The sequence below is a fragment of the Allochromatium palmeri genome (genome assembly GCF_009720725.1).
Lineage (GTDB): Bacteria > Pseudomonadota > Gammaproteobacteria > Chromatiales > Chromatiaceae > Thermochromatium > Thermochromatium palmeri.
This window is the reverse complement of sequence record NZ_WNKT01000040.1, coordinates 16,400-35,503: the sequence shown is the minus strand read 5'-3', so window position 1 is coordinate 35,503 and position 19,104 is coordinate 16,400. Positions and strand designations below refer to the sequence as shown.

The following is a 19,104-nucleotide window of genomic DNA, read 5'->3' as shown; positions in this document are numbered from 1 at the left end:
CCCGCCCATCGCATCCGCTTTGTTTATACTCCCAAGCACTGTTCCTGGCTCAATCAGGTCGAGATCTGGTTCGGTATTCTCACCCGTCGGTTGCTCAAGCGCGCGCGCTTCGCCTCCACTGATGAACTCAAGCAACGCCTCCTTGAGTTCATCGATTTCTTCAACCAGACCCTCGCCAAGCCGTTTCGCTGGACCTATATCGGCAAGCCGCTGATGGCATGAAATTGTCCAGTCAACTTAAGGTGCGCGGTACTAGCCGCCGTCGGCATCTACTACTTCGAGCACGAAGCCCAGCCCGAAGCCTTCCAGTCGGTGTTCCATAGTCTGTGGTGGGCGGTGGCGACCCTGACGACCGTGGGCTATGGGGATGTCTATCCGATCACGGCGGGCGGTCGGATTTTCACTGCCCTCGTGCTCTTCGTCGGTCTGGGCATCGTCGCCATCCCCGCCGGCATGGTGGCTACAGCCCTGTCACGGGCCAGAACGATCGAGGACGATGCGCAAAAGCCGGAATAGTGGGTCTGCCGCTGAGTCTGGTGCTGGGCAGCTTCGAGAAGCGCTGTAGTTCCAACTCGATATACTGTCCATAACCTCAATACGGCTGTAGGTACATCCGATGCTCAGTCACGCCATGATCGAACAAGCCGCGCAATGTCTGGCCAAGGAGGCGCGAAGTCCAGCCAAGGTGATCCTGTTTGGCTCCTACGCGCGCGGTGAGGCGACCGAGGATTCAGACCTCGACCTATTGGTGGTGGAGCGCGATCTCCCCGACCCCAGCGGCGAGTATCTGCGACTGCGTCGTGCGCTCGGTTCACTCGGCGTCGGCGTTGACTTGCTGCTGTATTCCAAGGACGAGTTCGAGCGCCGACGTGATTGGTGTGCGACACCCGTTTACTGGGCAGCACGCGAAGGGAGGGTGCTGCATGACGCTACGGCTGGATGAAGCCGCGCAACTGCTGGCTGCCGGTGATCGCGACCGGCTTGCGTTCCGCATTCTGAATCGCGACCCGAACGCGCCGGAAGAGATTTTGCTGTTTCACGCCCAGCAAGCTGCCGAGAAGTTCATCAAGGCGGTTCTGGCCGTGCATGGCATCGTCTACCGACGTACCCATGACCTTTTGCGCGCCGCCCATGCGGTTGCAGCTACGCATTCGTGTACGATAGACTGATCAGCAACTCGCCGGATTGCATACCGTGATCCGCCAGGCCCGGGTCGCCATGGATGGACCCATTCCCAGGCTTGCAACCGAGCCGATCGTGTTTGTCGTTATGATTTACTCCCTGCCTCCGCGAGTCCTGCTCGCCTGTCTCGTTCTGCTGTTGTCTGGGATGATCCAGGCCCAGACCCAATCAGTCCCGGAGCCTGCCGCAGAGGTCGCCCCCGAAGCCGACTCCACCCCTGATCCGTCCGACCGCAATCAGGACGCCCCCGACAGCGACCGCTTTGACGCGGCCTTCGATCCGGCCCTGGTCGGCCTGCCGGAGTTTCCATCGTCACTGGCCGCGCCGGATGCCGTCAGCAAAGCCCTGGATCTGATCGACGCACGAATCACCGAGAAGACGGCCGCGATCGAAGCCGCGACCGCTGAAGCGATGTTGGACACCTCCGCTGATCCGGACGCGGACGCACTCGAACGACAGCGCAAGCGGCTCCTGGAGCTGAGGCGCGTCGTCCAGCGTCGTGCCGGTCTGACCGAACGGTTGACCGAAGCCGAACGCGAACTGGCCGACCGCGAGACTCGGCTCGCCGCAATGCAGACCGGGGGCATCGCACTGGAGCCACCGTTTCAGGTCTCGCTGCTGGACCAGGCGCGGGCGGAATTGACCCTGAATCAGTCGCTCGCCGCTGTCGCCGAGACCCGGATCGCGACTGCCGAACAGCGTCTAGCGGAAGCCGAGAATGCGCTGACGACAGCCGTCCGCGAGCGACGTGCGGCGCGCGATCGACTCACCCAGGCCGAGACCGAGAACGTTCAGCTGCCGGAACGCGAAGGTCTGTCCGATGCGCTTGAAGAGGCGCGCCTGAACGAGATCCTGGCTCGACAGCAGCGCATGGCCGCCGAGCAGGTGCGCGAATCGGCACGTCTTGAACAGCGTCTCGCCGAGTTGGCTCAAGCCGTGCTGGCGCAACGCATCGAGGCGTTACAGACGCGGGTCGAGCTGTCCCGCGAAGCCCTCCAGGCACGGCTGGAAGAACTCGACAGCACTAAAGACAGGATGCGCGCCCAGATCGAGACTCTGCAACACCAGGGCGATCAGGCCGAAGCCGACCTCTATCGTGCGCGTCAACGCCTCGCGGCGAGCGATCGAACCGCCGATCAGGCGGCGTTGGAAGAATGGGTCTTGGCTCACCAGGCCGAGCAGTCGGCCGCGCGCACCAGTCTCGACAGCCTGAACGCGGCACTGGCCAACCTGGAGCAGATGCGCCGTCTCTGGGAGCAGCGCTATCAGCTGATGCATGACGCGGAGACGCTCGACCTGGCCGGAGTACTGCGTCAGAACATCCTGGACACGGCGGCGGCGATCCGCGAGAAGGAAGCGATCGAAAGCCGGCTGAATTCACTGCGCTCGATCCAACTGGCCCAGGAACGCCGTTTACTGGAAGCCGATCTCAGTGCGTCGCTGCGTGAGGCGCTGGAGACGCGCGGCGCGGCGCACGCACTGGCCGAGCGCCACGGGCGCGAATTGCTCCAGACGCAAGAGGCCCTGATTGCGCTGCTGCAGGGGATGCGCCCTCAGATCGAATCCGTGGTCGAACAACAGAGCTGGTCACTCCAGTGGCTGCACGCCCAAGAGACGCTGTCCGAGTGGTGGGAAGCCGAATGGCTGGTGATCGATGATCAGAGCATTCGGATGCGCGAACTGATCACCGCCCTGGCCATGTTCATGGTCGTGCTGCTGATCGTCTCGCTGATTCGTCTGGGGGCACGCCGGGCACTGAACCGGCGCAAGGCGCCGAGTGCAACGGAGCCGGCGGGAGATCTGCGTCTGGTGCTCTCGGCCGTCGCGGGCAACACCAGTCAGATATTCGTGCTGATCGCGGCCTTCTATGTGGCCATGCGGGTGTCCGGACTCGCCGGGCCGACGGTCGTGGCCTGGCTCTGGAACCTGCTGATCGTCGCTTTCTACATCCAGCTTGGCCTGTGGGCCAATGCGGCGATGGCCGATTATTTTATCCGCAAGCGCACGCGCAAGGAGCGGCGCGATCCGTCCACCGTCACCGGCTATGGCGTGATGATGGTGTTCTTCCGCGTCGGCATCTGGCTCACGGTGCTGGTCTCGCTGATGGCCTATTTCCAGTATCCGATCGCCGGGCTGCTGGGCGCGCTCGGTGTGGGCAGTGTGGCCGTTGGCTTTGCGTTGAACAGCATCCTTTCGGACGTCTTCAGTTCGATGGCGATCGTGCTCGACAAGCCGTTCCGGGTCGGCGACTTCGTCAAGGCCGGCGATACCGTGGGTGTCATCGAGTACACCGGAATCAAGACCACGCGCATTCGCAGTCTCTCGGGCGAACAGGTGGTGCTCTCCAACAGCGATCTGCTCAGTAGTCGTATCCATAACTTCAAGCAGTTCAGAGAGCGCCGGATCGTATTTCGGATCGGCGTCGTCTATCAGACGCCGCGCGCGCTTTTGGAGCAGATCCCGCACATGCTGCGCGACGCCATCGAGGGGCAGCCGCAGACACGCTTCGATCGGGCGCATTTCGCCGAATATGGCGACTTTGCGCTCCTGTTCGAAGCGGTCTACTACGTGCTCAGCCCGGACTATGGGCTGTACATGGACATCCAGCAGGGCGTTAACCTCGGTATCCATCAGCGGTTCGAGGAGGCTGGCATCAGCTTCGCCTATCCGACGCAGGAACTGATCTTACGCCGTGGCCCGTCGATCTCGCCGGCTGTCGGCGCGGCCGGTCAGGCCATGATCTGACCGGTCCGCATCGGATCTGTCGCAAGCCGGCCGGTTTAATGCGGCTCGGCGTTCGGTCCACGCACGATCAGCACCGAAATGGCGACCTTGCGCACCAGATTTTCGGCCACGCTGCCCAACAGCAAGCGACGCACGCCACGGCGGCCATGCGAGCCGACGACCAGCAAATTGGCGTTGGAGCGCTTGACCGCCTCGGCGATCAGATCATCGGCATGTTCGCCATGGCCTTTGATGAGGTGCGTTTTGGCCTTGGCGCCTGCGGCCAGCGCCTTCGCGAGGGCTTTGTCGAGCACGTCGCGACCACTGGTTTCGAGCGTGTTCTTGAGTTGATCGGTGCTGGTCGTGGTCATGCCGCCGGCATAAAAGACGTGAACGAGGTGCTCGTCGATCGCATGTGCGATCTCGAGCGTGGCATCGTGGGCCTTCGCGACCGCAATGGCTTCGTCAAGCGCCTTTTGCGAGGTTTCACTGTCGTCGATGGCGATGAAAACGTGTTTGTACATGCGAGTCTCCAGAGTATTCGGCGGTGCATCGATCGAAGTTCCGACTCCCCCCGCTCACGCGAGGGGAGAGCGGCCTAAGGCGAACCCGTCGTCATTGCGCGTTTATCGAGGAGTTTGCGCTGGATCAGAAACACGACTGCCGCCATCGTCACGCCGATCGCATCCGACGTGAGGCCGCCGGCAATCGTCGCCAATGCAGCGATCATCAGCACGACGCTTAGCACCTTACCGATCGCGCCGAAAAACCAGCCCTGGATACCCGAAGCAAGCAGGTAAATGCCCAGTGCGGCGGTCACGAAGGCGTGCAGGTTCTGATGCCATTCGCCCTGCATCAGCAGCGGCGCCGAATAGAAGAACATGAAGGGTACGACGAAGGCGGCCAGACCGATCTTGAAGCTTTCGACACTGGTCTTCATCGGGTCCGACTGCGCGATCGCTGCACCGGCGTAGGCCGCCAGCGCCACAGGCGGCGTAATCGCCGACATCACCGCGTAATAGAAAATGAAGAAGTGCGCGGTCAGCGGTTCGATGCCCAGCTGGATCAGACCCGGCGCGATCACGCTGGCGGCCACGGCATAGGCCGCCGTGGTCGGCATGCCCATGCCGAGGATGATCGACACGCACATCGCAAACATGAGCGCGATGAGCTGGTTCTGTTCGGCCAGACCGAGCAGCATCGACGAGAAGCGCGTGCCGATGCCGGTGAGCGCAATCACACCGACGATCACGCCGGCGGCGGCGCACACCGCAACCAGTTGCAGCGACATGCGCGCGGCAATCTCGAACGCATAGAGAATCTGTTTCGGCCCCATGCGAAACGGCGTCAGCCAACTGACCACGGCGGCGGCGACCATCGCCAGGGTGCCGGCGCGTATCACCGAATAGCCCAGGAACAGGGCACCGATCAGCGTCAGGATCGGGATGAACAAAAAGGCTTGCCGTGCCAGTTTGCCGAATTCGGGCAAGTCTTCTCGCGGCAGTCCGCGCATGCCTTGTTTGAGCGCTTCCTTGTCGACCATGAAGTAGATCGACAGGAAATAGAGCGCCGCCGGAATCACCGCCGCTACCACGATGTCGGCATAGGCGATGCCTGTGATCTCGGCCATGATGAACGCGCCTGCACCCATGATCGGCGGCAGAATCTGGCCGCCCGAGGAGGCGGCGGCCTCGACCGAGGCCGAAGTCTGCGGGCTGTAACCGACACGCTTCATCAACGGAATCGTCAGCGAGCCGGTCGACACGACATTGCCGGCCGAGGTGCCGTTGATCGTCCCCATCAGCGCCGACGAGAACACCGCGACCTTAGCCGGGCCGCCCCGTGTGCCGCCGGCGGCGGCAAAGGCGAAATTGACGAAATATTCGCCCACCCGGCTCGCCTGCAAAAAGGCCGCGAAGGTGATGAACAGAATGATGTAGGTCGACGAGATGGCGGTGGTCGGGCCGAGAATACCGTTATCGGTATAGATGAAGGCAAAAAACCGTTCCGGAGCATAGCCGCGATGTTCGAGCACGCCGGGCAGCCAGGGGCCGATGAAGCCATAGGCGATGAACACGCCGACGATGACCACCAGCGCCAGGCCGGCCAGTCGGCGTGTGAGTTCCAGAATCAGCACAATCCCGGCGATCGCAGCGTACATGTCATTGACATGAGGAAACACCTGCGCACGCATGCGTAAGAATTCGGCGTGCGAAATGATGTAGGCGCCGACGGTGATGGCCGCGACCGCGAGCAGGATGTCCGGCAACGCGATCCGGCTACGGTCGCGCACCGGAGAGATCCACGAAACCAACACTGCAAGCGCGGTTCCGATGATGATCGGATAGCCGAAGGTCAACAGCATTTTGTCCTTCGGCGCGCCCGTTGGCACGAGATCGCCGGTGGCGATCGCCAACACGATTTGCCCAAAAGCTGTGAAAATCAGTAGCGCCGCCGGTAACAGCAGGATCCACTCCAGTGGCTTAACCGGCTGTTTGTGGCCGAGTTCGTCCGGGAAGGCTCGGGCCGAGAAAAAGATGAAACCCAGTGTAAGCCCGCCCGAGACATGAATGAGCCGATACAGCCATGTCTCGAGTGGGTAGAAATTCATCACGAAGATGTGAAACGTGGTGTAGAGAATGCAGGCCGCCGCGAAGATCAGGCCGAGCGAGCCGGAAAAGATCCGCTGGTTGGCGGTAAAGACTTCGGCATCGACCCCGGCGGCGATATTGTCTTTGTCGCGTATGGTGAAATCGTCGTCCGTTTCAACCGATCCGGACTCTGGGGGCGTCGGGTGCGTCATTGGGCTCAGCCCTCACGATGCTACGTTCAAAGGTTCACGAAAAAGGCCAGAGCGCCCTGGATTCGGCGACTCTGGCCCGGCGTCATGATGGATGTCGGAGGGGTGGTTCAGTCCTTGAGTTCAGGCGGGAGGCTGACCCCTTTTTCTTCGTAGTAGCGCACAGCACCGGCATGGAACGGCAAAAAGCCGTTGTTCTCAACATTGTCGATCAGGGTTGCGCGTGCGCTGGCGTGGATCTGCACCATACGATCGTTGTTTTCCATCACCAGCTTGGTGACTTCATAGGCTAGGTTCTCCGGCATGTCCTTATGTGCGACGGCGAAGTTCCACATGGCGACCGAATGCTGATCTTCGGTTTGCGAGGAATAGGTGCCTGCTGGAATCGTGAAGTTCGACACTTCCGGGAAGGCTTCGAGGATTTTGGCGTGCTCGGCGTCACTGAAGGCAAAGGTCACCACGTCAGCTTCGGCGGCCAGTTGCGAGAAGGCCCCGATCGGCACGCCCGCCGCAAAGCAGAAGGCATCGATCAAACCGTCCTTGATCTGGCCCGCCGCGTCGGCGGCGCCGCTGTTCGACAGGCGAGCCGTGAGTCCGAGGTGCTCGAAAAAGCGCGGCCAGTAGGTGCTCGACGTGCCGCCGGCCGGGCCGATACTGACGCGCTTGCCGGCTAAATCGCCGACGGAACTGATGTTGGCGGTGCGCATCGCGACGCACTGGAAGGGGGTTTCATACATCGGAAAGAGTGCGCGCACATCCGTATGTGGCAGCCCTGGGGCCAGTTCGCTCTTGCCGGTCCAGGCTTCGTACATTGGCCCCATGGTCACCAGACCGATGCCGTGCTCCTTCATCTGCACCAGCGTGACATTTTGTACCGGGCCGCCGGTGACTTCGCCGCTGGCGTTGATGCCGAAGGTTTCGCCAATGAAGCCGGCCAGACCGTTGCCATAGACGAAATACACGCCGCCCTGGCTGGCGGTGCCGATGGTCAAATCACGCGGCCAGTCGGTACGGTCCTGAGCGAAAGCCGCACCGGCACTGATCAGCGTGGCGACGGCGATGATGGTTTTGAGTGTTTTTTGCATGTTTTATCCCGAACAGTGAATGAACCGCTTCACACGAAAAACTGTGCAAATCCTAGGCGCACTCGCCGCAGAGAGTCTCTGCTGGCGGCTTGCAGTAGACTATAAGTAACGGCTTAAAAACAACTCGATCATTGCCGTCTTGGCGATGCGGTACTAGCGGCATTTCCAGAAGCGGCAGGGCGAGAGGCTGGACGAAATGCTCTGAGTGCTCTAAGATGACCATCAAAATAGTCACAAAAGATGCCAATTCATGCCCGAGACCTCCATTGCCGAAGCCAAGGCCCACCTGACGCATTTCATTCACCGTGCCGAACAGGGTGAGATGGTTCGCATCACCCGTCGCGGTAAGCCGGTCGCTGTGTTGTTGTCGGAAGACGCTTACGCGCGCTTATCCAAGGGACAGGAAACGTCCGATTTTGGAACGCTGGTCGCTGAGATGCGCGCTGATCCCACCTTTCAGCCCATCGATTGGACCCCGGAAGAGATCGACGCCTGGCGTGACCGGCGACCCAGGCGGGAGTTCACATGGCCCGAATAAGGTATCTGCTGGATACCAACATCCTGTCCGAGCCGCTCGTGGCACGACCCAATGCTCGGGTGCTGGAGCAGATCGAGAAGCACAGCCATGCGCTGGCCATCGCGGTCGTGACTTGGCAGGAACTGCTCTATGGCCTGTTCCTGTTGCCGCCGGGGAAACGCCGCAAACACATTGAGGACTATCTATTTCACCGCGTCCGCCCCACCTTGCCCATCATAGCCCTGGATGAGCGGGCCGCGCACTGGCAGGCTGAGCAGCGCGCACGGCTACGGCAAAGCGGTCGCACAGCTTCCTATCCCGACTCCGAGATCGCTGCGATCGCGGCTGTCAATGATTGCATCCTGGTGACGCGCAATCTATCGGATTTTGAGGCGTTCCAGGGGTTACGCCTGGAGAACTGGTTCGAACCAGCCTGATGGCCGGCTCGGGCGCATGGCCCGAGCAAGCATCCATCAAACTCAGGGATGCCCGGCCGGCGCACTATTCGCGCTCGGTGCGCCCGGCATGTTCATTTCGCGCGCCTTGTAATCGGCCGGCACCTCGAACAGGCTGGCTGCCATCGGCTCGCGACGGATGACCCGCACCTCGGTCTCGCTCTCCATGTTGGTGCCCATGAGCTGCATCTTCGACTTGGTCAGGATCGGATAGCCCTTGATCTTCTCCATCTCGGCGCGTTGTGCGCGGCCAGCCTCGGAATCACCCAGCAGGCCATCAGGACCGGACAGACTCATCAGATCGGTATAGCGGTCCAGGTCCAGATCCACGTCCTCGGTGGCCCAGATCTCCTGCTCGATCTCCATCATGCCGGTCTTGGCCACCAGGTACTTGCGGCAGTTCCAGCCGTTGATCTCGCGCGTTTCATCGGTCGCTTCGACCGTGACTTTGGTCTGCTCCATCATGGCGCGCATCTGGTCCATACCCGGCTTGGACATGCCCTCCATCATGCTCTTGGCGTTGATGCTGTAGTACTCCTTGACGGCATTGTTCATGAAGGTCATGTCACCAGTCGCGGGGTCGAGGATCATGTCGGTTCCATTCGGATCCATACTCGCGACCTTCATCTTGCCGTGGGCGACAAAGGTTTCGCTGACTTCTTCGGTGGGTGCCTCGCCGGTCAGTCCCGAGCTGCGATTCACCGTTTCGATGAAGACACCCTCTTCCTCAGCCAGGGCGATGGATGAACACAGAGCACTCGTCAGGAGCGCCGCCAGGCCGAGCGAAACGAATCGGGCAGAACGCAGTACAGGATGCTTCATCAGTGGTTTCTCATGGTGGGTTGAAAAGGGAAGTCGGCTCAATCCGCGAGCCCGCGTGTGTCGAGCACCCGCTTGGCCTTGCCGACAAAGCGTTCGAGGCGGCGCGGCTCGACCAGATCGACATGGGCACGGATGCCGGCGACGGTCTGGATCTCACGGCTGATACGGTCGCACAGTGCCTGCATCCGGTCCATGCGATCGGAGAAGATCTCGGGATGGATCTCGACCTTGACATGGACCTCGTCGAGCGTGCCCGGACGACTGACCTCGATCAGATAATGCGGCGTGGTGCCCTCGACGCGCAACAGCGCCTCCTCGATCTGCGACGGGAAGACGTTGACGCCACGGATAATGAGCATGTCGTCGGTGCGGCCCGTGACCCGGCTCATGCGCATCGTGGTACGCCCGCAGGGGCAGGGATCGCGATAGAGCCGGGCGATGTCGCGCGTGCGATAGCGCAGCATGGGCATCGCCTCGCGGGTGAGCGCGGTGATGACCAGCTCGCCCGGCTCGCCCTCGGGCACCGGCTCCAAGGTCTCGGGATCGAGACACTCGACCAGGAAATGGTCCTCCTGGATGTGCATCCCGGTACGGGCCTGGCACTCGCCGCTGACGCCGGGGCCGATGATCTCGGACAGGCCATAGTTGTTGAAGGCCTGGATGTCGAGCTGCTCTTCGATCTCGCGGCGCATGTCCTCGGTCCAGGGCTCACCGCCGAAGTGACCGATGCGGATCGGCAGGGCGCGCGGCTCCAGACCCAGCTCGCGCGCGGTATCGGCGATGGTCAGGGCATAGCTCGGGGTGCAGATGAGCACTTCGGGGTCGAGGTCGCGCATGATTTCGAGCTGGCGGCGGGTATTGCCGGCGGCCACCGGGATGACGGCGGCGCCGACCTTCTCGATCCCGTAGTGCAGACCGAAACCGCCGGTGAAGAGCCCGTAGCCGAAGGCGACCTGTACCGTGTGCTCGGGCCTGAGTCCGCCGGCGACCAGGAAGCGCGCGCACAGCTCCGACCAGGTTTGGAGATCGCCGGCGGTATAGCCGACGAAGGTCGGCGTGCCTGTGGTGCCGGAGGAGCCGTGGATGCGCGCCAGCTCCTTGCGCGGCACGGCGAGCAGGCCCAGCGGATGCTGGCGGCGCATGTCGTCCTTGGTGGTGAAGGGCAGACGCCGTACATCGTCGAGCGAGCGGAGGCTCTGTGGACCGAGCTCGCGATGGCTGAGGATGTCGCGATAAAAGGGCACACGCCGCGCGCGTTCGAGCTGAGCACGCAGACGTTCGAGTTGCAGCGCCTCGCGCTCGGCGCGCGGCCGGGTTTCGGCCGCCCGATCCCACATCGGATGGGGCTGAGCCGTCGTTGTTGAACGCACTGACATCATGGCACGAACGACATCAGCTCCTCGCCATCGACCACATGCAGACCCTTATCGGTCAGCACCTGGATGGCACGGTCTGGATCTTCGAAGCGGAAGATGAGAATGGCCTTGTCGCCACGGCGCAGCGAGAAGGCGTACATGTATTCGATGTTGAGATCGGAGTCTTCCAGGATGCGCAGCGCCTCGGCCAGACCGCCCGGACGGTCGAGCACGTCGACGGCGACCACTTCGGTCAGGTTCACCACCCAGCCGGCCTGTTCCAGCACGCGCTTGGCCCTCTCCCAGTCGCGCACGATCAGACGCAGGATGCCGAACTGGGCGGTGTCGGCCAGCGACAGGGTGAGGATGTTGATGCCCTCGGCGGCGATGGCCGACAGCGGAGCTTCCAGCCGTCCGGGACGGTTTTCCAGAAAGAGCGAGAGTTGTTGCAGTTTCATAGGCGTGTGCTCGCTTGAGAAATCAACCTTCGTGGCGCCGATCGATCACGCGCTTGGCCTTGCCCTCGCTGCGCGCGATGGTGTGCGGCTCGACCAGGCGCAGTTCGACCCGGATGCCGAGGATGCGTTCGATCGATTGGGCCAGACGGGCGCGGATGTCTTCCAGTCCACGGATGCTGTCGCTGAAGACCTCAGGTGTGACCTCGACCTCGACGGCCATGCGATCCATGCCGCCCTTGCGGGTGAGGATGATCTGATAGTGCGGCAGCGTGCCCTCGACCGCCATGAGCGCGGCCTCGACCTGGGACGGGAAGACATTGACGCCGCGGATGATGAACATGTCGTCTGAGCGCCGGCCGATGCGTCGCATACGGCGGATGGTGCGTCCGCAGGAACAGGACTCGGTGATGAGCGAGGTGATGTCGCGCGTGCGATAGCGGATCATCGGCATCGCCTTCTTGCTCAAGGTCGTGAGCACCAGCTCGCCTTCCTCGCCGTCGGGCAGCGGCTCGCCGGTCTCGGGATCGATGATCTCGGGATAGAAATGATCCTCGAAGATGTGTAGTCCGTCCTGGGCCGAACATTCGGCGGCCACGCCGGGACCGATGATCTCGGACAGACCATAGATGTCATAGGCCTTGATGCCGGCCTCGGCCTCGATGTGGTGGCGCATGCCATCGGTCCAGGGCTCGGCGCCGAAGATGCCGACCCGCAGCGGCAGCTCACGCAGATCGATATCGAGCTCGCGCGCGCGCTCGACCATGTGGGTGAAATAACTCGGGGTACAGCAGAGCGCGCTGACGTTGAAGTCGCGGATGAGCATGATCTGGCGGTCGGTGTTGCCGCCCGAGATCGGGATCACGGTCGCGCCCAGCGCCTCGCCGCCATAGTGCGCGCCCAGTCCGCCGGTGAAGAGTCCGTAGCCGAAGGCGTTCTGCAGGATGTCGCCGCGATGCAGACCGCAGGAGGCGAAGGTGCGCGCCATGACCTCGGACCAGACCTCGACGTCCTCGCGCGTGTAGGCGACCACGATCGGCTTGCCAGTGGTGCCGGACGAGGCATGGAGTCGCACCACGTCGCTCATGGGACTGGCGAAGAGTCCGAAGGGGTAGGTGTCACGCAGATCGGTCTTGACCGTGAAGGGCAGGTGACGGATGTCCTGGAGCGACTGGATCGACTCGGGTGTCAGTCCGCGCTCGTCCATGCGCTCGCGAAAGAGCTGGACGTTGGCATAGGCGCGCGCGACCACAGCGCGCAACCGGCGTAACTGGACCTCCCGCAGCGCCGTCTGGGGCAGGAAATCGGGGGCGCTCGCGGGATGGAAGCCGCCCTCGGCGTCGTTCCAAAGCTCTTTCAGCATGAGGGCCTCGGTAAAGCGTTGTGTCGGTTGTCGAAGGGGGAGGCGTAGGATGGGCCGCGCGTTCGCGATGCCCATCCTGCCTCAGCCGCTACGGGAAGGGTCTTTCCCGGAAATCACCCACGCTCAAGTGGCGCGTGCCGCCTGACGTCCGATCTCGAACGCCTGCTCATTGAGTGTGTGCAGCTTCTCGGCCAGATTGGCGTGCATGGCGGCGATCCAGTGCTCGTCGGCGATGTCGAGCACGGTCGAGGCCGCGCCGAGCAGGGCGACATTGAGGCTCTTCTTATTCTTGAGCGCCTCGGGGGCGAGCACGTCCGGGGCGATCAGCACACCGCCGGCCCGCAGGGTCGGGCGGTTGATCTCGACCTGAGTCTCCTCCAGCACCACCAGCACATCAGCCTCGCCCGGCGGAACCATGGGACTGAGGATTCCCTCGCCATAGCGCACGTCGCTGCTCACCGAGCCGCCGCGCTGGCTCATACCATGCAGCTCACTCTTTTTGACATCGAAGCCGGCGCGAAAGGCGGCGTCGGCGAGGATATCGGACGCCTTGAGCACGCCCTGACCGCCGAGTCCGGCGATGACGACATTTTTGACTTTCATTGGTATCAATTCCTCAATCGACCAGATCCGCTGCGCAGGTCGTAGCCTGCTGTTCGGCGTTGGCCTTCTCGTAGAGCCGGATCTTGGGCGCCGCGAGCACGCAGGGCTGACGGGTGACGATCAGCGAGGTCTCGTTCTTCGCCAGCAGGTCTGTGATGAGCTCGCGCAGTGCGTCGTCCTTGAGCGAGGTGGTGTCCATGACATGGACGTTCTGGATCCCCATGGCGCGCGCCGTTTCCTCGAAGTTGAGCAGGTTCGTCGCTGAGTGGTCAAGCAGACGCCCGGTGCCCGGATGCTCCTGCTGGCCGGTCATGGCCGTGGTGCCATTGTCGAGAATCAGCACCAGATGGCCGGTCGGCGGCGGGTTGTAGACCATCTCGGCCAACCCGGTGAGACCGGAGTGCACGAAGGTCGAGTCGCCGATGACGCTGACCACCCGCCGCGCCTGATCCTCCGGCAGCACATGCCGCATCCCCAACCCGACGCCGATGCTCGCGCCCATGCAGACACAGGTGTCCATAGCCGAGAATGGCGGCAGCACGCCGAGGGTGTAGCAGCCGATGTCGCCGGAGACGATGCAGTTGAGATCGCGCAGGGTCTCGAAGACGCCGCGATGTGAACAGCCCTGGCAGAGTTCGGGCGGCTTGCCTTTGGGCGGCACCGGCTCGGGGCTGGTGTCGTTGGCGAGGATGCGGCGCACGCGCTCGACGTTGAGTTCGCCGAAGCGATACATCTCGGGCTTGCCCTCGGCCGGGAGTCCGGCGGCGCGCAGTGAATCGACCAGCACCGGGTCGCCTTCCTCGATCACGACCAACCGCTCGACCCGGTCGGTAAAGGCGCGGATACGCGCGATCGGCAGCGGATAGGTCAGGCCGAAGCTCAGGTGACTGGCCCCAGGGGCGGCTTCGCGTGCGTGCATGGCGCCGATGCCGGTGGCAATGATGCCAAGCTGGCCATCGCCCTCGTGGATTTGGAACGGACCCTCGGCCTCGTTCCAGGCCGCGATCTCGGCGAGCTTTTGGCGCAGACGCAGATGCGCCGGCTTGGCATAGGCCGGGATCATGACCCGCGCCGGCACGTCGCGCTCGAAGTGCGGTTCGGGCAGGGTCTGGAGCGCCGGGCGCGGGCGCACCACGGTCTTGGCGTGACAGATGCGCGTGGTCAGACGCAGGATGACCGGGATCTTCCAGCGTTCTGAGAGCTCCAGCCCCAGCCAGGTGAAGTCGTAGGCCTGCTGCGAGTCGACGGGTTCGAGCATCGGCAGCGCGGCGGCGCGTGCATAGTGCCGGTTGTCCTGCTCGTTCTGGCTGGAGGCCATGCCGGGGTCGTCGGCCGAGATCACCAGCAGACCGCCCTCGACATCGGTATAGGCCGCCGTGAACAGCGGATCGGCCGCCACGTTCAGCCCGACGTGCTTCATCGTGACGATGGTGCGCGCGCCGGCGAACGCACTGCCGAGGCCGACTTCGAGCGCCACCTTCTCGTTGGGCGACCATTGCGCCCGACCGCCGAGCTGGTCGAAGGTCTCCAGGATCTCGGTGGAGGGTGTACCGGGGTATCCCGTCCCTAGCCGGACTCCGGCGTGCAGCGTCGCCAGTGCGACGGCATCATCGCCACTCAATAAAAGTCGTTCTACAGTCATGTCTCTGGTCGCTCTCGTTCTCGGGATAGGACTGGGGCATTATCCGCCGTGCCGCTTGGCGGCAGCAACCCAATAGGCTCTTGTTCTACACTACAGCCTGTTCGCCATTCGATTTCAGGTTTTCGTTATGACGTCTCCGCCCGAGAAGCACATAGTTTCCACGCTGCCCGAGGTGCACGCCCGCGCACGTCGGGCGCTTGATCGCGGCGATCTCGAATGGGCGGAACGGCGTCTGGCCCGCGGTGAGATCGATCTGTCCGAGCTCACCGAGAACCTGCTCATCTACCAGGCCGAGCTGGAACTGCAGAACATCGAGTTGCGCGAGGCTCAGTCGGCAGTCGAGCGCATTGCCAACCGCTACACGGCGCTCTTCTACGGCCTGCCCCAGCCGATCCTGGTGGTCGATCGGCATGGTCTGATCCTGATGGCCAACCATGCCGCTGATCGGCTGTTCGTGCTGCGCGAGAAGCACAAACGCCAGCACTATCTACCGCGACTGGTCAAACGCGAATCCGACGGTTTGCTCGACGACACCCTGCAACGCGCCTGGGACGATGGCGAGGCGCATTGTCCCGAGATCTACTTCCTCACGGCCGATGGCGGCGCCTTCACGGGCGAGTTGCATATCATGCGCGTGCCGGCGGAAGAAGAAGACGCAAGCTGCCATCTCATCTGTTCCGTCGTCGATCTCACCGAGCGTTTGCATCACGAGTCCGAGATCCATGCCGCCTATGCGCGCTTGCGCGACAGCGAGACCCGCTATCGGATGCTGGCCGACTATTCAGCCGATTGGGACTACTGGCTGGGGCCGGACGGGGGTTATCTCTATGTCTCGCCCGCGTGTGAGCCGATCTGTGGTCATGAGCCGGAAGACTTCATGGCCGACCCTGACCTCATGGACCGGCTCGTGCATCCCGATGACCGATCGCTGTGGATACAACATCGGCGCGAAATTGCGCAATGCTGTGATATCGCTCCGCGCGTTCGGTTGCAAGTGCGCCTGCATCGCGCCGATGGCTCTCTGCGCTGGATCGAGCACGTCTGCCGTCCGGTCCATGATATCGATGGCACGCATCAGGGGTGGCGCGGGGTCAACCGCGATATCACGCTGCGCAAGCAGAGCGAGCTGCTCATGGACTTGCAGAAGCGGCGCGCCGAAGCCTTGCTGGAGCTGCCACAGATTGCGGATGAACGCGATGAAGTCGGCTTCATGCAGTACGGTCTGGAGTTGGCCGAATCGCTCACCGGCAGCCTCATGGGCTTCATCCATCTGGTCAATCCAAATCAGGAGACCATCGAGCTGGTCGCCTGGTCTCAGGCCACGATTGAGGACGGCGGCTGCCAACTGCCGCCCAATGCGCTCCATTATTCCATCAGTCAGGCGGGGGTCTGGGCCGATGCACTGCGTCAGCGCCGACCCATTACCTGCAATGATTATCCAGGCTATTCGGACAAGACCGGTCTGCCGCCAAATCACGCTGCGCTCCGGCGTTTTCTGGTCATCCCGGTCATCGAGGGCGGTCTGGTGCGCATGTTGGCCGGTGTGGGCAACAAGGCGACCGATTACAGCGAACTCGATGTCGAGAGCGTGCAGCTCATCGCCAACGCCATCTGGCGTACAGTGCGTCAGCGGCGTGCCGAGCAGGCGCTGCGCTTGAATGAATCGCGCTTCCGGCGTCTGTCGATGCTGATGTCCGATATCGTGTATTCCTGCATCGAGGTCGGCCTGGATCGTTACAAACTCGACTGGCTCAATGGCGCCGTCGAGAGCATCACGGGTCATACGCGCGAGACCATCCTGACGATGGGAACCTGGCGGCGGCTGGTGGTGCTGGAGGATCGGGCGCTGTTCGACCGGCATCAGGCCGGACTGAAGGACGAGGCCATCTCGACCTGTCAGCTGCGTCTGCGGCGGCGCGACGGGAGCGCTGCCTGGGTCGAGATCATCAATCAATGCCTGATGGACGAATGCGGCGCGCGCCGGCTCTATGGCGGCATCAAGGATATCGGCGACCGTAAACTGGCTGAGCAACAGCTCCAGCAATACGCGCGCCGCATGGAGATCCAGAATCACGAACTCGATCGTGCGCTGGCCCAGGCCGAGGCCTCCACTCAGGCCAAGAGCCAGTTCCTGGCCAATATGAGCCACGAGATTCGCACCCCGATGAACGGCGTCATCGGGGTCACGCGACTGCTGTTGGACACCGAACTCAATCCCGAGCAGCACCGTCTGGCCGAGATCGTGCGCGACAGCGGCGAGAATCTGCTGGCGCTCATCAACGACATTCTGGACTTTTCCAAGATCGAGGCCGGTAAGCTGGAGCTGGAGCGGCTGGACTTCGACCTGCGCCTCATGCTCGAAGACGTGCTGGAGGTGATGGCCTTCAATGCCCATGAAAAGGATCTGGAACTGACCTATCGCCTCGCTCCCGAGGTGCCGACCGCCGTGCGCGGCGATCCGCGTTATCTGCGTCAGATCATCGTCAACCTCATGGGCAATGCCATCAAGTTCACCAGCCAGGGCGAGGTCGGCGTCCAGCTCTCGCTCGAGCGCGCCGACGCGGGGCGTGCGCTGATCCGTTTCGAGGTGCACGACAGCGGTATCGGTATTCCCGAGGAGCAGCTGGGCAAGCTGTTTACGGCCTTCAATCAGGTCGACAGCTCGACGACGCGCCGCTTCGGTGGCACGGGCTTGGGTCTGGTCATCGCCAAGCAGTTGGCCGAGCTGATGAACGGAAGCATCGGCCTGGAAAGTCAGCCGGGCCAGGGTTCGCGCTTCTGGTTCACCGCCGAGTTCGAATGTGCTCCGCAGGCGTTGCTCGATCATCAGGGTCAGGAGGGCCGGCTCGCGGACATCCGGGTGCTGGTCGTGGATGATCATGCCAGCAACCGGACTCAGGCCGCCGCACTGTTGCACGCCGATGGCTGTCAGGTCACCCTGGCCAGTCGCGCCGGCGATGCGCTGCGCGCGTTGCATCAGGCCGCCCAGGCCAAGACCCCCTTCGATGTCGCGCTGCTCGATCTGCGTATGCCGGACCCCAATGGTCTGCAACTGGCGCGGCTCATCAAGCAAGAGCCTGGGCTTCGCGACACACCACTCGTCCTGCTGACCGCACTGGCCAAGCGCGATGACATGGCCCACCTGAATTCAGGCGATTTCGCCGGCTATCTCACCAAGCCATTACGCCAGCAGTTGTTGCGCGATTGCCTGCTGCGCGTCATGGGACGCGCGCATCCGGAGCTGGAGGTGGCGTCGCCGGTCAAGCGGGATGACGATTGGCGGGGTAGCGAGCGGCCGGTTGACAGCGAAGCGCGTATCCTGATCGTCGATGACAACCCGACCAATCAGATCGTCGCGCGTGGCATCTTGGAAAAACTCGGTTATCCTACGCCAGATATGGCTGGAAATGGTCTCGAAGCCCTGGAGGCACTTTCACGCGCGCACTATGATCTGGTGCTCATGGATGGCCAGATGCCCGAAATGGATGGATTCGAGACGGCGCGTCTCATCCGTCGCGGCGAGGCTGGCGTGCTCGATCCTCAGGTTCCAATCATTGCCATGACCGCGCTCGTCATGCAGGGCGATGTGCAGCGCTGCTTGGACGCCGGCATGAATGCCTATATCTCGAAGCCAGTGCAACCGCGAGATTTGAGTCGAATCATCGCCGCGCAGTTGGCACGCAAGGTTTCGGCGCAATATGAGCAGGTGTCTGAGTCGATGATTGAGTCCGGCCCGGATGCCGCGTCCGCCTCTGTTTCCTTCGACGCGAACGATATGCTTGAACGTGTGATGGGTGATCGTGATATCGCCTGCGAGGTCATCGAGCAGTTCCTGTTGGACGCCCCAACCCGGCTCCAGGAACTCCGCGCCTGTCAGGAGTCGGGCGATCAGGTCGAGGTCCGACGCAAGGCACACAGTCTGGTGGGCTTAGCGGCCAATATTTCGGCGTCCCGTCTGCAAGGGCTGGCGTCCACGCTGGAGGAACTGAGCGATCGAGACCGTTCCAGGGCCGAGGTTGAACGGCTGGTCGAACTCATGGATCATGAGTTCACAGGATTGCGCACCCTTTTGGTTGACTGGATGCGAGAATCATAAAACCG

Annotated in this window: 16 protein-coding genes and 1 pseudogene; 8 read left to right on the top strand and 9 right to left on the bottom strand. The window is 62.6% G+C overall.

The genetic code is table 11. The annotated features are described in order from the left end of the window. The 5 genes and pseudogenes from GJ668_RS15295 to GJ668_RS15275 all read left to right on the top strand — a co-directional run. A partial coding sequence (locus GJ668_RS15295) for a transposase (protein WP_186342827.1) occupies positions 1-222 on the top strand: 222 nt, incomplete at its 5' end. Positions 223-258: 36 nt separating this feature from the next. Beyond that, positions 259-516 (top strand): annotated as a pseudogene (locus GJ668_RS15290) (potassium channel family protein); the annotation flags it as partial. 115 nt (positions 517-631) lie between these two features. After that, a complete protein-coding gene (locus GJ668_RS15285; RefSeq protein ID WP_246194925.1) occupies positions 632-943 on the top strand; it encodes a nucleotidyltransferase domain-containing protein in 312 nt (103 codons plus the stop codon). Then, positions 924-1,169, top strand: coding sequence for a HEPN domain-containing protein (locus tag GJ668_RS15280; RefSeq protein WP_155450999.1), 246 nt, complete (start codon positions 924-926; stop codon positions 1,167-1,169). Before GJ668_RS15285 ends, GJ668_RS15280 begins: the two co-directional genes overlap by 20 nt. Before the next feature lie 100 nt (positions 1,170-1,269). Further along, on the top strand, positions 1,270-3,927 hold the full coding sequence (locus GJ668_RS15275; protein ID WP_186343132.1) for a mechanosensitive ion channel domain-containing protein: 2,658 nt from the start codon (positions 1,270-1,272) through the stop codon (positions 3,925-3,927). Positions 3,928-3,962: 35 nt separating this feature from the next. Here GJ668_RS15275 and GJ668_RS15270 read toward each other — a convergent pair whose 3' ends face one another. The 3 genes from GJ668_RS15270 to GJ668_RS15260 form a co-directional block, all read right to left on the bottom strand. After that, positions 3,963-4,430 (bottom strand): universal stress protein, encoded by a 468-nt coding sequence (locus GJ668_RS15270; protein WP_155450997.1) that lies wholly within the window; start codon positions 4,428-4,430, stop codon positions 3,963-3,965. Between the two features lie 74 nt (positions 4,431-4,504). Then, positions 4,505-6,709, bottom strand: a complete 2,205-nt coding sequence (locus GJ668_RS15265) for a TRAP transporter permease (protein ID WP_155450996.1) — start codon at positions 6,707-6,709, stop codon at positions 4,505-4,507. Between the two features lie 107 nt (positions 6,710-6,816). Then, complete coding sequence (locus GJ668_RS15260) at positions 6,817-7,791, bottom strand: TAXI family TRAP transporter solute-binding subunit (protein WP_155450995.1); 975 nt, start codon at positions 7,789-7,791, stop codon at positions 6,817-6,819. 250 nt (positions 7,792-8,041) lie between these two features. Here GJ668_RS15260 and GJ668_RS15255 point away from each other — a divergent pair, with 250 nt between their 5' ends. After that, positions 8,042-8,329, top strand: a complete 288-nt coding sequence (locus tag GJ668_RS15255; RefSeq protein ID WP_155450994.1) for a type II toxin-antitoxin system Phd/YefM family antitoxin — start codon at positions 8,042-8,044, stop codon at positions 8,327-8,329. Then, positions 8,317-8,745, top strand: coding sequence for a type II toxin-antitoxin system VapC family toxin (locus tag GJ668_RS15250; RefSeq protein ID WP_155450993.1), 429 nt, complete (start codon positions 8,317-8,319; stop codon positions 8,743-8,745). Before GJ668_RS15255 ends, GJ668_RS15250 begins: the two co-directional genes overlap by 13 nt. A gap of 42 nt (positions 8,746-8,787) precedes the next feature. Here the strand turns inward: GJ668_RS15250 and GJ668_RS15245 are convergent, their stop codons facing one another. From GJ668_RS15245 to GJ668_RS15220, 6 genes are all read right to left on the bottom strand, one after another. Continuing rightward, the gene (locus GJ668_RS15245; RefSeq protein ID WP_155450992.1) at positions 8,788-9,585 is read right to left on the bottom strand and encodes a DUF4412 domain-containing protein; all 798 of its coding nucleotides are present in this window, start codon (positions 9,583-9,585) and stop codon (positions 8,788-8,790) included. A 38-nt stretch (positions 9,586-9,623) separates the two neighbouring features. Continuing rightward, a complete protein-coding gene (locus GJ668_RS15240; protein WP_425482502.1) occupies positions 9,624-10,964 on the bottom strand; it encodes a phenylacetate--CoA ligase family protein in 1,341 nt (446 codons plus the stop codon). Continuing rightward, positions 10,961-11,398: an ACT domain-containing protein gene (locus tag GJ668_RS15235; RefSeq protein WP_155450990.1), complete on the bottom strand. Its 438-nt coding sequence runs from the start codon at positions 11,396-11,398 to the stop codon at positions 10,961-10,963. Before GJ668_RS15235 ends, GJ668_RS15240 begins: the two co-directional genes overlap by 4 nt. 22 nt (positions 11,399-11,420) lie before the next feature. Beyond that, the gene (locus GJ668_RS15230) at positions 11,421-12,758 is read right to left on the bottom strand and encodes a phenylacetate--CoA ligase family protein (RefSeq protein WP_155450989.1); all 1,338 of its coding nucleotides are present in this window, start codon (positions 12,756-12,758) and stop codon (positions 11,421-11,423) included. 123 nt (positions 12,759-12,881) lie between these two features. Next, complete coding sequence (locus GJ668_RS15225; RefSeq protein ID WP_155450988.1) at positions 12,882-13,361, bottom strand: 2-oxoacid:acceptor oxidoreductase family protein; 480 nt, start codon at positions 13,359-13,361, stop codon at positions 12,882-12,884. Between the two features lie 13 nt (positions 13,362-13,374). Beyond that, positions 13,375-15,003 carry a thiamine pyrophosphate-dependent enzyme gene (locus tag GJ668_RS15220; protein ID WP_155450987.1) on the bottom strand — a complete coding sequence of 543 codons (1,629 nt, stop codon included), beginning with the start codon at positions 15,001-15,003 and terminating at the stop codon, positions 13,375-13,377. 127 nt (positions 15,004-15,130) lie between these two features. Here GJ668_RS15220 and GJ668_RS15215 point away from each other — a divergent pair, with 127 nt between their 5' ends. Further along, positions 15,131-19,099, top strand: coding sequence for a response regulator (locus GJ668_RS15215; protein ID WP_155450986.1), 3,969 nt, complete (start codon positions 15,131-15,133; stop codon positions 19,097-19,099). Positions 19,100-19,104 lie beyond the last annotated feature (5 nt).